The organism is Sneathia vaginalis, from assembly GCF_000973085.1.
GTDB classification, from domain to species: Bacteria; Fusobacteriota; Fusobacteriia; order Fusobacteriales; family Leptotrichiaceae; genus Sneathia; species Sneathia vaginalis.
Genome location: NZ_CP011280.1, coordinates 612,333 through 625,040 on the forward strand (window position 1 = coordinate 612,333; position 12,708 = coordinate 625,040).

Below are 12,708 nucleotides of genomic sequence, written 5' to 3' on the forward strand. Positions count from 1 at the left end.
TTATGACTATTAGAGAAAAAATAGATAAAATACATGAAATGGAAAAAGAAAGAGAAGTTTTAATACGTGAAAGTAAGACAGTAGAAGAAGTTGCATTATTAAAAAAGATGCTAGATTATACAATAGATGTGTATGGGCAAGATTCAAATAGCACAATAAAGATGTTAAATGAATTAGGTGGTACATCTAAGTATATAGGAGAGTATGATACAGGAATACACGCATTAACACAAGCAAGAGGTATAATAGAAAACAAGTTTGGTAAAGAATCTATTGCCTATGCAACTACAACTTTAAACTTAGCTGAAGTATTAAGATTTAAGGGAGATATTGATAAGTTAGAAGTATTGTATAAGGAAGTTTTAGCAATATATGATAAGTATGGTATAAAGGATAGATATGAATATGCAAGTGTTTGTAATAATTTAGGATTATACTATCAAGATACAAATCAAATGGATAAGGCTATTAAATTACATTTAATAAGTCTTGAAATATTAAAAAAATTACCAGAATACAAAATTGCATTAGCAACTACGTATAATAATATGGCAATAGCATATAGAGGTTTAGGTGAAGATGAAAAGTCTGATGAATGTATTAAGACATGCCTTAGCATATACGAAAAAGAGGTAGGTAAGGGACATGCAATGTACTCAGCAGCTATTAATAATCTAGCAGTTGCTTTCTATAACCAAGGTAAATTAGAAAAAGCATTGGAATTATTTAAAAAAGTTTTATTCATATGTGAAGCATCATTTGGAAGAGGCAGTGTAAACTATGAAAAAGTAAAACAAAATGTTGATATGGTTGAAGAAACAATAGAAATGAGAAAGAAGAAATGAAGGGAATAGATTTAGCAGAAAATAATTTTTTTAATAATATTTTGCCAAAACTTAGAAAATATGATATAAAAATATCTGCAGGCCTTATAGGCTACGGGTCAGAATGTTATGGATTTGATGATGAGTATTCACATGACCATGATTATTCAGATCAACCATGTATATGGTTAAGTAGTGAAGATTATGAAAAATATGGGGATGAATTAAAAAAACTCATATATAATGAAAAGTACGAAAAGACTAAGACGGTTTGGTCTAATGATAGAAGAGGTATATTAAATGTTGATGATTACATATACAGTTTTCTTGGAAGTACAAGAGGTCCTAAAAAAGATACAGATTATTTAAATATACCAGAATATCTATTATCATCTTTTACAAATGGTAAGATATTTATTGATGAATTAGGTATAATATCAAGTGTTAGAGAAAAGGTTAAATTTTATCCTAGAGATATTAGATACAATAGAATAGCTACAAGATGTATGAATGCCTCACGTGAGGGGTTATATAACTATAACCGTTGCCTAAAGAGAAAAGAAATGGTTGCATGTAATCAAGCATTATCTAAATTTATTGAAGAGACAATAGAGTTATACTTCTTAATCCATAAGAAATATTGCCCTTACTATAAGTGGTATCATAAAATGCTTGGAACTATAGATAAGAAGGCATATGATTTCTATACAAAATTAGTAGATGTAAATACGACTAATGATGAAAAGATAAGTGTTATCGAAAGTATATGTAGTGATATAATAGATAAATTAGAAGAAGAAGAAATCATAATACGTGTAAGTGATTATTTAGGATATTATGGACCTATTATTCAATCAAGAATAGATAATGATGAAATTAGAGATTTAGGTTTTTGGAGTGATAAATAATGGAAGAATTAGTAGATAAAATAGTAGAAATTGAATGGTCATATTTTACAAATCTTAAAAATACTGGAGGTAGAGCAAGTTGTCAAGATAACCGTGAAGAGTTTTTTTTAACAAGAAAAAGCCAATGGGAAAGCTTAAATGAAGATATATTAAAAAGTTATCTAGATGATTTGGAAGAATACAAGCGTAATAAAAGAAATCCTTTATTTGAAAAATATGCATATATGATGCAATATACGCATAAAGATGAATATGAAAAGATAAAAGAATATTTACCTAAAAAAAATATTGAAAATGAAGAAATAATCGATAAAATAGAAGCAATCATTATGAAATGGGAAGTAGAGTTTAGTGAGAAATATCCTAAAATCTCACGTGTTGCAAGAGCAATTGATACCAATGATGAAGGGAAGCTAGCATCAATTAGAACATACCTAAGAGGAGAACATAGTACTTATTCAGTAAAGACTAATACTCTTTACTACAATTACATAAGCTCATTAAAATATAATTTAGTTGAAGAAATTTATTCTAAAATAATATGTAAGAAAGGATTTAAAAGTTTAGATGAATTGGAAAATATTAATAATTAGTATATTTTTATCTTTTAATGCACTTGCAAATATAGGTCCATACAAAAATGTAGAGGATGTAGAAGATACGTATGCTAGTTCATCAGTAAATGAAAATGCAGATAAGCTATACTTAAAATTACATGGTGTTAAGTTTAAAGATATAAGGTTAAAAGAATTAAATTTAGTAGAAAAAGATGGTAGTGTTTATGTACTAGGGACTTACTTATTAACAGTTATGTATAACTATAAGGAAGCAAAGCTTCTAAGAGGGAAAACTGTATACCTATTACACCCAGTCTTAGAAGAAGATGGTAAGTTTGCACTTCCAGATCCTAAAGAATATTTTAAATTAACAACTACATATTTTGAAAATGATATTAAAGATTTTAAGTGTATAAGAAAAATTGAAAATGCAAAAAAATTAGATGATGAAACAACTAAGGAATTTCATAAAATATTTGATGATAATGTAAAAGATAATAATGGTCCAAAAAAAGATGATGATGAATCCTCAGATGTTATACTTAAAGTTTTACCATATATACAATTAGACAATGAAGGTTATGCATATATAAAGGGAACAGATAGAAAATTAACTTCTGAATTAAATCCGATAATTGAGTACTACCCTAAAGAAAAACAATCTGTAGTAGAATATGGAGACTTTATTGACGGTGTTTTTGTACCTATAGTATCAAAGATAAAAAATGGTGAAGAACAAGAATTTGGAGACTTAGTAAGTGATAAAAATGGTACTGAATATATAAAGCACACTACAATATCATATGAAAATGGTTTAGAGTATAAAAACGAAGAAATAATAGCCGAACTTAAATTTGAAGATGGAAAATTGGTAGATTGCAAAATATTACCATAAATAGAAAGGATAGATATGTTTCAAAAATTAGAAGAAGTAGTAAAAAAATACGATGAGCTAAATGCCCTATTAATGGATCCTAAGGTTATAGAAGATCCTAAAAAGTTAATGGAATACAATAAGGCATTAAACGCAATAAGCGATATTGTTGAAAAGTATAAAGAGTATAAGGCGAAGAGCGAAGAATTAGAAAATTTAAAACAAGATATTAAAGATGAAAAAGATCATGAAATGAAAGAAATAATGCAAGAAGAAATTAATTCTCTTGAAAATGAAATACCTCAAATAGAAGATTCACTAAAAATTCTTCTATTGCCTAAAGATCCTAATGATGAAAAAAATGTAATAGTAGAAATTAGAGCAGCAGCTGGTGGAGATGAAGCTGCATTATTTGCCTCAGATATCTTTAGAATGTTTACACGTTATGCAGAACGTCATAGATGGAAGACAGAAGTTTTAGATAAAAATGAAACTGGTGTTGGAGGATTAAAAGAAATTACCTTTATGATTAAAGGACAAGGTGCTTATTCAAGACTTAAATTTGAAAGTGGTGTTCACAGAGTTCAAAGAGTTCCAGATACAGAATCTTCAGGTAGAATACATACATCTACAATAACTGTAGCAGTATTACCAGAAGTTGAAGATATTACAGAAGTAGAAATTAACCCAAGTGATTTAATAATCGATACCTACAGATCATCTGGTGCAGGTGGACAACACGTTAATACAACAGATTCTGCAGTTCGTATTACTCATAAACCTACAGGTATAGTAGTAACATCACAAGATGGTAGATCTCAAATAAAGAATAAAGAAGCTGCTATGAAAGTATTAGCATCAAAATTATTTAATCTTGAAAGAGAAACACAAAGAAAAGAAATAGAAAGTCAAAGAAGATCACAAGTTGGTATGGGAGATAGATCAGAAAAAATTAGAACATACAACTTCCCACAAGGAAGAGTAACTGATCATAGAATTAAACTAACATTACATAGATTAGAAGACTTTTTAGATGGAGATTTAGATGAAATGATAGATGCATTAATTGCATATAACCAAGCAGAACTACTACAAACAGTTGGAGATGAATAATGGAAACATTGTTAGAGCTTCTAAAAAAAACTGAGACATATTATACAAAAAAAGGAATAAAAAATCCCAGATTAGAAGCTGAAAAACTTTTTGCAAAGGCACTTAATTTAGATAGAATTATGCTTTATGCAAAATATGATGAAAAATTATCAAAAGAGCAAAAAGAAATAATAAAAAGATGTATGCAAGAAGATGTAAAAGAAGAAAATGAAATAAAACAATTGCTTGATAGCTCTATTGTTTACTTAAAAAAACATAATATTAATGAGGCAGCATTGATAGCAGAATTAATTTTCTCAAATGTAATGAAAATTGATAGACTGATGCTTTTTATGAGTTATGATAAAAAATTAGATGATGATCAAAAAGAAAAAATTAGAAAAATGCTAAAAAAAATAGCAATTGATAAGTTACCCTATCAGTATATAATAAATCAACAAAATTTTTATGGAAGAGATTTTTATGTAGATAAGGGTGTATTAATACCTAGGTATGATACTGAAAATTTGGTAGAAAAAGTAATAAAAATAGCAGATAAAAACTCTATAATCCTAGATATAGGTACAGGTTCTGGAGCAATAGGTATAACTTTAGCTCTTGAATTACCTGATAGTAAAGTTCTGGCAGTAGATATATCAGAAAAAGCTATAGATGTTGCAAGAAAAAATAAGGAAGATTTAAGTGCTAAGAATGTAAAAATACTAAAATCAGATGTATTTTCAAATGTAAGTTTTCATGAATTTGATGTTATTGTTTCAAATCCACCATATATTTCAAATGAAGAAATTGAGAATATAGGGCTAGATACATATATACATGAACCACATGAAGCATTGTTTGCTAAATCTGATGGCTTGTATTTTTATTATAAAATAGCAAATGAAGCAAGAGAATATTTAAAAAATAATGGTATACTTGCTTTTGAGATTGGATATAAGCAAAAAGAAGCGGTATGTAAGATTTTAGAAGAATTTTCATATTGTGATATTAATACATACAAAGATTTAGATAATCATGATAGAGTGATAATATGTAGATATAGAAGGGGTTAGAAAATGGATATTGAAAGTTTTGATTTTTATTTACCAAAGGAATTAATAGCTCAACATGGAGTTGAACCAAGAGATCACTCAAGATTGTTAGCGTTAAATAGAAAAACTGGTAAAATAGAACACAAACATTTCTATAATTTAATAGATTACTTAAAAAAAGGAGATGTAATGGTTATTAACCGTACCAAAGTTATACCAGCTAGACTTATCGGTCATAAAGAAAACGGTGTAGTAATAGAGTGCCTATTACTTAAAAGACTGGGTCTAAATAAGTGGGAAGTACTGTTAAAACCTGCTAAAAGATTAAAAGTTGGGGATACATTAACTTTTTTAAAGGATAAGTTATCACTAACATTATTGGAAATTAAAGATGATGGTAATAGGGTAGTAGAATTTCATTATGAAGGTGTATTTGAAGCCATATTAGATGAATTAGGAGAATTACCACTACCACCATATATTAAGGAAAAATTAGAAGATAAAAATAGATATCAAACTGTTTATGCAAAAGAAGGTGAATCTGTTGCTGCACCAACAGCAGGACTACATTTTACAAAAGAATTATTAGAAAAAATAAGGGAAAAGGGTGTAATAATAGCTGAAATATATTTAACAGTAGGTCTTGGTACATTTAGACCTGTACAATGTAAAAATATTGAAGATCATGTTATGCATACTGAAGAATATGAAGTGCCAAAAGAAACAGCTGAACAAGTAAATCTAGCTAAAAAAGAAGGTAGAAGAGTAGTTGCAATAGGTACAACATCTATTAGAACTTTAGAATCATCATTAAATGAAAAAGGAGAACTAATAGCACAAAAAAGCTCAACAGGTATCTTCATATACGGAGACTATAACTTTAAAATAGTAGATGCAATAGTAACAAATTTCCACTTGCCAAAATCAACATTAGTCATGTTAATTTCAGCTTTTACAGGTAAAGATAATTTATTCAATGCATATGATATAGCTGTAAAAGAAAAATATAGATTTTTCAGTTTAGGAGATGCAATGTATATAGGAGATAATGTATGAGAATAACATCAGGTAAATTAAAAAATCGTATTATACTTTCAAGAGAAGGTAGGGATACAAGACCTACATTAGAACGTGTTAAGGAGTCAATATTTAGCATCTTATTTGATAAAATTGAAAATGCTAACTTCTTAGACCTATATTCAGGCACAGGAAATATGAGTTTTGAAGCATTATCAAGAGGAGCTAGACGGGCAATAATGATAGAAAAAGATACAGATGCATTAAAAGTAATTATTGATAATGTACAAAGATTAGGACTTGAAGATCAATGTAGAGCGTATAAGAATAATGTATTAAGAGCAATAGAAATACTAGAGAATAAAAAGGAAAAATTTGATATCATATTTATGGATCCACCATATAGAGAAAATTTAACTAAAAAGACTGTAGAAAAAATATCTTTATGCAATATTCTTTCAGATGATGGAGTAATAATATGTGAACATGGTAAGTATGAAAAAATGGAAGATACTATAGGTGAGTATGTAAAGTCAGACGAGAGAGAATACAATAGAAAAATAGTGACATTCTATAAAAAAAGAAAGTGATAATATGGCAAAAAAAGTAACATTTGAAGAAAAATTAAAAAAACTAGAAGAAAATTTAAAAAAATTAGAAGATACAGAAATAGGTTTAGATGAAGCAATTAAAATCTATGAAGAAAGTAAAAAAATAATTAGTGATGCTAATAAGATATTAGATGATGCTAGTGGTAAAGTTAAAAAAATTATTGATAAAAATAATGAGTATGAATTAGAAGATTTTGAGGATAAATAATGTTAGAATATTTTGAAAAAGAGTTAGAAAAAAGTTTACTATACTATCAAAAAGATGATGATTTGTTTAAAGCATTTAAGTATTCTTTAGAATCAGGTGGTAAGAGAATTAGACCCATTCTAGTCTTACTTGTTGCAAAGTCTTTAGGTAAAGATTATAAGGATATAGTTGATTTAGCTATTGCTATAGAATACATACATAACTATTCTTTAGTTCATGATGATTTACCAGGTATGGATAATGATTCATATAGAAGGGGTAAACTTACAACACATAAAAAATTTGGACATTTTGTAGGTATTTTAACAGGAGATGCACTTTTAACAGAAGCATTTAGTGTAATTGCAAGATCTAAAAAATTAGAAAATAAGGATGGTATAATAATCTGTTTAACAGAATGTATAGGAATGAAAGGCATGATATATGGACAATATCTTGATATGCTATACGAAAACAAAAAAATAGATATAAATACACTTAAATTAATACATAAGAATAAGACAGGTGCTTTAATTAGAGCTTGTTTTAATTGTGTGTTAATAAATTATGGTATTCAAGATGAAAAATACTTACATATTGCTGATTTATTAGGTCTAATATATCAATTACAAGATGATGTGTTTGATAGTGATAATAAAGAAGATAAGTCAAATTTTGTAAATATTTTAGGATATGAAAAAACTATAGAGATTTTGAATAAATATATAGATGAATTAAAAAGTATATTACCTAAAGGAACAGAATTAGAAGAGTTCATATTAAAAATATTAGGAAGGCAAAAATAATGGAATATATTACATTTAATGAATTTTTTAAATATGGATATGTTGCGATACAGACTACAAAAGAATCAAATGATATGAAAGATCCTGAAAATTTAAAAAAAATTCTAGATAAAGTAGGTATAAATAAAAAAAATATATATGGTACACAAACACATAGTACAAATATTTTATGTATAGATAAAGACGATAAACATGAAAATTATGATACTTCTAATATAGATGGATATATTTCTAATGATAGTTCATATACTCTAGTAACTTTTTATGCAGATTGTTTACCAATATTCTTGTTAGATCCAAAAAAAGAAGTATTTGGAGTCTTACATGGAGGTTGGAGAGGTAGTGCACATAAGATATTAGAATGTGGTGTTAAATTAATGACAGAAAAATATTTATGTGATAAAAAAGATATATTAGTTTGTTTTGGTATAGGAATATCAAAAGAAAATTATGAAATACAAAATGATACTGTAGAAATATTAAAATCTTTACTTGATTTTAATAATATGATAATATATAGAGGATCTAAAATTTATTTAGATAATATGGAGATGAATAAACAAATTGCATTAAATTGTGGTATAGATGCTAAGCACATATTTACAAATAATTATTGTACATATGATGGTAATTTCTTTTCATATAGAAGAGATAAGACAGCCAAAAGAATGGCAGCCATAATTTCGAAGAAAGGTAGTAAATGACGAATAAGGTATTTGCATTTTTCTTTACTTTGTTAATAATAGGAAGTGTTAATAATAAGCAATTAACATATACTGATATTTATACTACCATACAAAAGATTTACTATATTAAACAAAAAAAAGTTGTAAATAAAATTAAGGTAAAGTTAGATAAGTTCTATAAAAAATTCTTATGTAAGATAAGGGAAATAGTATTTACTATTTACAATTACATAGATACTTTAAACTATAATTTTAAAAATGATTTGAGAAATCTTGAATAATATTTTTTCTTTACTTTAAACAATATATAAAAGGAGAGATGAGATGTTAGAGGGAGTATTTAATAAGATGTTCGGTTTAACCGACGAAAAAATTATTAAACAAATGAGAAAAAAAGTAGCAAAAATAAATGCTGTAGAAGATACATATATAAAGTTATCAAATGAAGAATTAAAAGCAAAAACAGATGAATTTAAGAAAAGATTAGAAAATGGTGAAACATTAGATGACATATTAGTTGATGCATTTGCAACAGTAAGAGAAACAGCTAAAAGAGTCCTAGGAATGAGAGCATATGATGTTCAATTAATAGGTGGTATGATACTACATGAAGGTAAGATAGCTGAAATGAAAACTGGTGAAGGTAAAACTTTAATGTCAGCTTTCCCAGTATACTTAAATGCTTTAACAGGTAGAGGGGTTCATGTTGTAACAGTTAATGACTATCTTGCAAAAAGAGATAGAGATACAATGGGAACTATTTATTCATTCTTAGGATTAAGTTCTGGTGTAATAATTGCTAATATGGATAACAAAGATAGAAAAATAGCATATGACTGTGATATAACATATGGAACAAATAATGAATTTGGTTTTGACTATTTAAGAGACAACATGGTTCATGAAATGAGCGAAAAAGTTCAAAGAGAATTTAATTATGCCATAGTCGATGAAGTAGACTCTATCTTAATTGATGAAGCAAGAACACCGTTAATAATATCTGGTGCTGCTGAAGAAACAACAGAATGGTATGATACATTCGCAACAGTTTCAACTAAATTAAAAAGAAGCTATAAAACAGAAAAGATTAAAGATAAGAAAAATACTGTAATACCAGATGAAGACTGGGAAGACTATGAAGTTGATGAAAAACAAAGAACAGTTACTATTACAGATAAGGGTATAAAAAATGTTGAACACATATTAGGTATAGAAAATCTTTATTCACCTGAATATGTAGAATTAACACATTTCTTATCTCAAGCATTAAAAGCAAAAGAACTATTCAAAAGAGATAAAGACTATATCGTAAACCAAAAAGGTGAAGTAATAATAGTTGATGAACATACAGGAAGACTAATGGAAGGTCGTAGATATTCAGATGGATTACACCAAGCAATTGAAGCAAAAGAACACTTAAAAGTTGCAGGGGAAAACCAAACATTAGCAACTGTTACATTACAAAACTACTTTAGAATGTATGATAAATTATCAGGAATGACAGGTACAGCTAAGACAGAAGAAGAAGAATTTAGACAAATATATGATTTAAAAGTTGTTGTTGTTCCAACAAATAAGCCTGTTATAAGAAAAGACTTACCAGATGTAATATATCAAACAAAAAAAGCAAAGTATAAAGCTGTTGTTAATAAGATAATAGAACTATTTGAAAAAGGACAACCAGTTTTAGTAGGTACAGCTACAATAGCACACTCTGAAGAATTATCAAGATTACTAGATAAGGCAAAGATACCACATGAAGTATTAAATGCTAAGTATCATGAAAGAGAAGCAGAAATAGTTTCACAAGCTGGAAGATACAAGTCAGTAACTATTGCAACAAATATGGCAGGGCGTGGAACAGACATTAAATTAGGTGGAGATCCAGACTCATTAGCAGCTAAGGTATTTGAAAGAGGAACACCTGAGTATATAGAAGCTCTATCAATGTATGAAAAAGAATGTGAAGAAAATAAAAAGAAAGTATTAGAAGCAGGTGGGCTATTTATACTTGGAACAGAAAGACATGAAAGTAGAAGAATAGATAACCAATTAAGAGGACGTGCTGGACGTCAAGGAGACCCTGGTGCATCAGAATTTTATCTATCATTAGATGATGATTTAATGAGATTATTTGGTGGAGATAAATTAAAGAAAGTCATGTCTATGTTAAAACTAGATGAGGATGAAGAAATTAGATCAAAACAAGTATCAAAATCAGTTGAAAATGCTCAAAAACGTGTAGAAAGTAGAAACTTTGCAACAAGAAAGAGCTTAATTGAATTTGATGATGTAAATAATAAGCAAAGAGAAATTATTTATTCTCAAAGAGATAAGATATTAAACAACGAAAATCTAAGAGACTTAATTCTAGATATGCTATATGACAACATAGGTGATATAATTGAAGATTCACAAGGAGATACTGAAGAATTAGTTGATAAACTACATAATATCTATGCTTACGATCCAAGTTTTGATGTTAATGGTAAGAATGCAGATGAATTATTAGTTTCAATATATAATGATTTAGAAAAAGTATATAATAGTAAAATAGCATTATTTGGCGATGAATACTTTAAGAGAATAGAAAAATATATAATGCTTGAAGTGTTAGATAGTAAATGGAGAGATAACTTAAAAAATCTTGCTGAATTAAGAGAAGGTATTAATCTTCAATCATATGGTCAAAAAAATCCAGTAAATGAGTATAAGATTGTAAGTGCTGACGTATACAATGAAATGATACAATCAATTAAAAGGGATACAACATCATTCTTGTTACGTATAAAGCCACAAGAACCTAAGGAAGAAACACAACCCGAAGAAGAACAAGAGTTTGTTTCAAGAAGAGAAAAAAAATCAATGAGAAATTAGATTTAAAAATAGGAGATTTATTCTCCTGTTTTTTTATATGATTGATATTTTTCTGCTACTATGTTAAAATTATTAAAACAAGGAGGTGCATTATGAAAAATATAGCAGCATTTTTTGATGTTGATGGTACTATATTTAGAAATTCATTATTAATAGAACACTTTAAATTATTAATAAAAAATGGGTATCTTAGTAAAGATGCTTGGACTTCATCAGTAGAAAAGAATTTTGAAAATTGGTCTAATCGTGAGGGTGATTATGATACATATTTAGAAGATTTAGTTAATAAATATGTTGAGGGTATAAAGAATATAAGTGAAGAAGTGGTTAATAAAATTGCAGAAGAAGTAATTGAGAAAAAGTCTGATAAACTTTATAGATACGCAAAAGAATGTATAGAAGTTCACAGACAAAAAGGTCATAAACTTATACTTATATCAGGAAGTCCAGATTTCCTTGTGGAAAAAATGGCAAAAAAATTAGGCTTTGATGATTATAAAGCAACTATTTATGTCATAAACAATGGTTCATATACAGGTGAACAAATCCCTATGTGGGATAGTTATAGCAAAAATAAGGCTATAAACGAATATGTTACAAAATATGGCTTAAATTTAAATGATTGCTATTCATATGGTGATACAACAGGAGATGTATCAATGTTAAGATTAGTAGGGCATCCATATGCAATTAATCCTGCTAAAAGATTATTGGATACAATATGTGAAGATGAAGATTTAAGTAATAAAGTAACATTAATAATAGAAAGAAAGGATGTAATTTACAAATTAAATCCTAAAACTATTGAGTACAATAGATAAAAAAAATTAGAAATGAGGTATACTAATAATGAAAGTAATGAAACTTGAAAATCATAAACCCATTGTGCCGTTATTTGCATTAAAAGTACCAGATTTTGTATATGATTTATATCAAATTTGTATAAGTAATGAAGCTTTTGAAAAGAAATTTAAGGAATATTTGAATATGAATCCTAAACGATTAATAAAGATTGTAGAAGCAGTTCAGTCAGATACAAAATCTGTATTATTAGTCGTTATATATGACAATATAGCAACAGATGGGAAAAGTTTACTAAAAAGTAAGTTAAGAACAAAAGTAAAAGATTTTAATTTCCCAGTTTTTATAGTAAATATGGACGAAAATACAAATATTGAAGATGAAATTCAAGCATTTAAAAGAGGAGGAATGTAGAT

15 protein-coding genes are annotated in these 12,708 nt (G+C 27.5%); all 15 read left to right on the top strand.

The window, feature by feature from the left end; genetic code table 11:
- The first annotated feature begins 2 nt into the window (after positions 1–2).
- The 15 genes from VC03_RS03145 (at position 3) to VC03_RS03215 (ending at position 12,706) form a co-directional block, all read left to right on the top strand.
- Complete coding sequence (locus VC03_RS03145; protein ID WP_046328629.1) at positions 3–845, top strand: tetratricopeptide repeat protein; 843 nt, start codon at positions 3–5, stop codon at positions 843–845.
- Positions 842–1,732 (top strand): DUF4037 domain-containing protein, encoded by an 891-nt coding sequence (locus VC03_RS03150; RefSeq protein ID WP_046328630.1) that lies wholly within the window; start codon positions 842–844, stop codon positions 1,730–1,732. The genes VC03_RS03145 and VC03_RS03150 overlap by 4 nt, the downstream gene beginning before the upstream one ends.
- The gene (locus VC03_RS03155; RefSeq protein WP_046328631.1) at positions 1,732–2,325 is read left to right on the top strand and encodes a DUF4125 family protein; all 594 of its coding nucleotides are present in this window, start codon (positions 1,732–1,734) and stop codon (positions 2,323–2,325) included. Before VC03_RS03150 ends, VC03_RS03155 begins: the two co-directional genes overlap by 1 nt.
- The gene (locus VC03_RS03160; RefSeq protein WP_046328632.1) at positions 2,300–3,184 is read left to right on the top strand and encodes a hypothetical protein; all 885 of its coding nucleotides are present in this window, start codon (positions 2,300–2,302) and stop codon (positions 3,182–3,184) included. Before VC03_RS03155 ends, VC03_RS03160 begins: the two co-directional genes overlap by 26 nt.
- A gap of 15 nt (positions 3,185–3,199) precedes the next feature.
- Positions 3,200–4,276: a peptide chain release factor 1 gene (prfA, locus tag VC03_RS03165; protein ID WP_046328633.1), complete on the top strand. Its 1,077-nt coding sequence runs from the start codon at positions 3,200–3,202 to the stop codon at positions 4,274–4,276.
- A complete protein-coding gene (prmC, locus tag VC03_RS03170; protein ID WP_046328634.1) occupies positions 4,276–5,328 on the top strand; it encodes a peptide chain release factor N(5)-glutamine methyltransferase in 1,053 nt (350 codons plus the stop codon). The genes prfA and prmC overlap by 1 nt, the downstream gene beginning before the upstream one ends.
- A gap of 3 nt (positions 5,329–5,331) precedes the next feature.
- On the top strand, positions 5,332–6,363 hold the full coding sequence (queA, locus tag VC03_RS03175; RefSeq protein ID WP_046328635.1) for a tRNA preQ1(34) S-adenosylmethionine ribosyltransferase-isomerase QueA: 1,032 nt from the start codon (positions 5,332–5,334) through the stop codon (positions 6,361–6,363).
- Positions 6,360–6,914: a 16S rRNA (guanine(966)-N(2))-methyltransferase RsmD gene (rsmD, locus tag VC03_RS03180; RefSeq protein ID WP_046328636.1), complete on the top strand. Its 555-nt coding sequence runs from the start codon at positions 6,360–6,362 to the stop codon at positions 6,912–6,914. Before queA ends, rsmD begins: the two co-directional genes overlap by 4 nt.
- 4 nt (positions 6,915–6,918) lie before the next feature.
- Positions 6,919–7,143, top strand: coding sequence for an exodeoxyribonuclease VII small subunit (gene xseB, locus VC03_RS03185; RefSeq protein WP_046328637.1), 225 nt, complete (start codon positions 6,919–6,921; stop codon positions 7,141–7,143).
- Positions 7,143–7,928 carry a polyprenyl synthetase family protein gene (locus tag VC03_RS03190; RefSeq protein WP_052727678.1) on the top strand — a complete coding sequence of 262 codons (786 nt, stop codon included), beginning with the start codon at positions 7,143–7,145 and terminating at the stop codon, positions 7,926–7,928. Before xseB ends, VC03_RS03190 begins: the two co-directional genes overlap by 1 nt.
- Positions 7,928–8,632, top strand: a complete 705-nt coding sequence (locus VC03_RS03195) for a purine nucleoside phosphorylase YfiH/LACC1 family protein (RefSeq protein WP_046328639.1) — start codon at positions 7,928–7,930, stop codon at positions 8,630–8,632. The genes VC03_RS03190 and VC03_RS03195 overlap by 1 nt, the downstream gene beginning before the upstream one ends.
- Positions 8,629–8,895, top strand: a complete 267-nt coding sequence (locus VC03_RS03200) for a hypothetical protein (RefSeq protein WP_046328640.1) — start codon at positions 8,629–8,631, stop codon at positions 8,893–8,895. The genes VC03_RS03195 and VC03_RS03200 overlap by 4 nt, the downstream gene beginning before the upstream one ends.
- 43 nt (positions 8,896–8,938) lie before the next feature.
- Positions 8,939–11,491: a preprotein translocase subunit SecA gene (gene secA / locus VC03_RS03205; protein WP_046328641.1), complete on the top strand. Its 2,553-nt coding sequence runs from the start codon at positions 8,939–8,941 to the stop codon at positions 11,489–11,491.
- A gap of 92 nt (positions 11,492–11,583) precedes the next feature.
- Positions 11,584–12,312, top strand: a complete 729-nt coding sequence (locus VC03_RS03210) for an HAD family hydrolase (protein WP_046328642.1) — start codon at positions 11,584–11,586, stop codon at positions 12,310–12,312.
- Positions 12,313–12,340: 28 nt separating this feature from the next.
- Positions 12,341–12,706 (top strand): hypothetical protein, encoded by a 366-nt coding sequence (locus tag VC03_RS03215; protein ID WP_046328643.1) that lies wholly within the window; start codon positions 12,341–12,343, stop codon positions 12,704–12,706.
- Positions 12,707–12,708: the final 2 nt, after the last annotated feature.

Bases quoted from the DNA above. Each gene is read 5' to 3' on its own strand.
- VC03_RS03145 (WP_046328629.1), top strand. From the start codon at position 3: ATGACTATTAGAGAAAAAATAGATAAAATACATGAAATGGAAAAAGAA.
- VC03_RS03150 (WP_046328630.1), top strand. From the start codon at position 842: ATGAAGGGAATAGATTTAGCAGAAAATAATTTTTTTAATAATATTTTG.
- VC03_RS03155 (WP_046328631.1), top strand. From the start codon at position 1,732: ATGGAAGAATTAGTAGATAAAATAGTAGAAATTGAATGGTCATATTTT.
- VC03_RS03160 (WP_046328632.1), top strand. From the start codon at position 2,300: ATGAATTGGAAAATATTAATAATTAGTATATTTTTATCTTTTAATGCA.
- prfA (WP_046328633.1), top strand. From the start codon at position 3,200: ATGTTTCAAAAATTAGAAGAAGTAGTAAAAAAATACGATGAGCTAAAT.
- prmC (WP_046328634.1), top strand. From the start codon at position 4,276: ATGGAAACATTGTTAGAGCTTCTAAAAAAAACTGAGACATATTATACA.
- queA (WP_046328635.1), top strand. From the start codon at position 5,332: ATGGATATTGAAAGTTTTGATTTTTATTTACCAAAGGAATTAATAGCT.
- rsmD (WP_046328636.1), top strand. From the start codon at position 6,360: ATGAGAATAACATCAGGTAAATTAAAAAATCGTATTATACTTTCAAGA.
- xseB (WP_046328637.1), top strand. From the start codon at position 6,919: ATGGCAAAAAAAGTAACATTTGAAGAAAAATTAAAAAAACTAGAAGAA.
- VC03_RS03190 (WP_052727678.1), top strand. From the start codon at position 7,143: ATGTTAGAATATTTTGAAAAAGAGTTAGAAAAAAGTTTACTATACTAT.
- VC03_RS03195 (WP_046328639.1), top strand. From the start codon at position 7,928: ATGGAATATATTACATTTAATGAATTTTTTAAATATGGATATGTTGCG.
- VC03_RS03200 (WP_046328640.1), top strand. From the start codon at position 8,629: ATGACGAATAAGGTATTTGCATTTTTCTTTACTTTGTTAATAATAGGA.
- secA (WP_046328641.1), top strand. From the start codon at position 8,939: ATGTTAGAGGGAGTATTTAATAAGATGTTCGGTTTAACCGACGAAAAA.
- VC03_RS03210 (WP_046328642.1), top strand. From the start codon at position 11,584: ATGAAAAATATAGCAGCATTTTTTGATGTTGATGGTACTATATTTAGA.
- VC03_RS03215 (WP_046328643.1), top strand. From the start codon at position 12,341: ATGAAAGTAATGAAACTTGAAAATCATAAACCCATTGTGCCGTTATTT.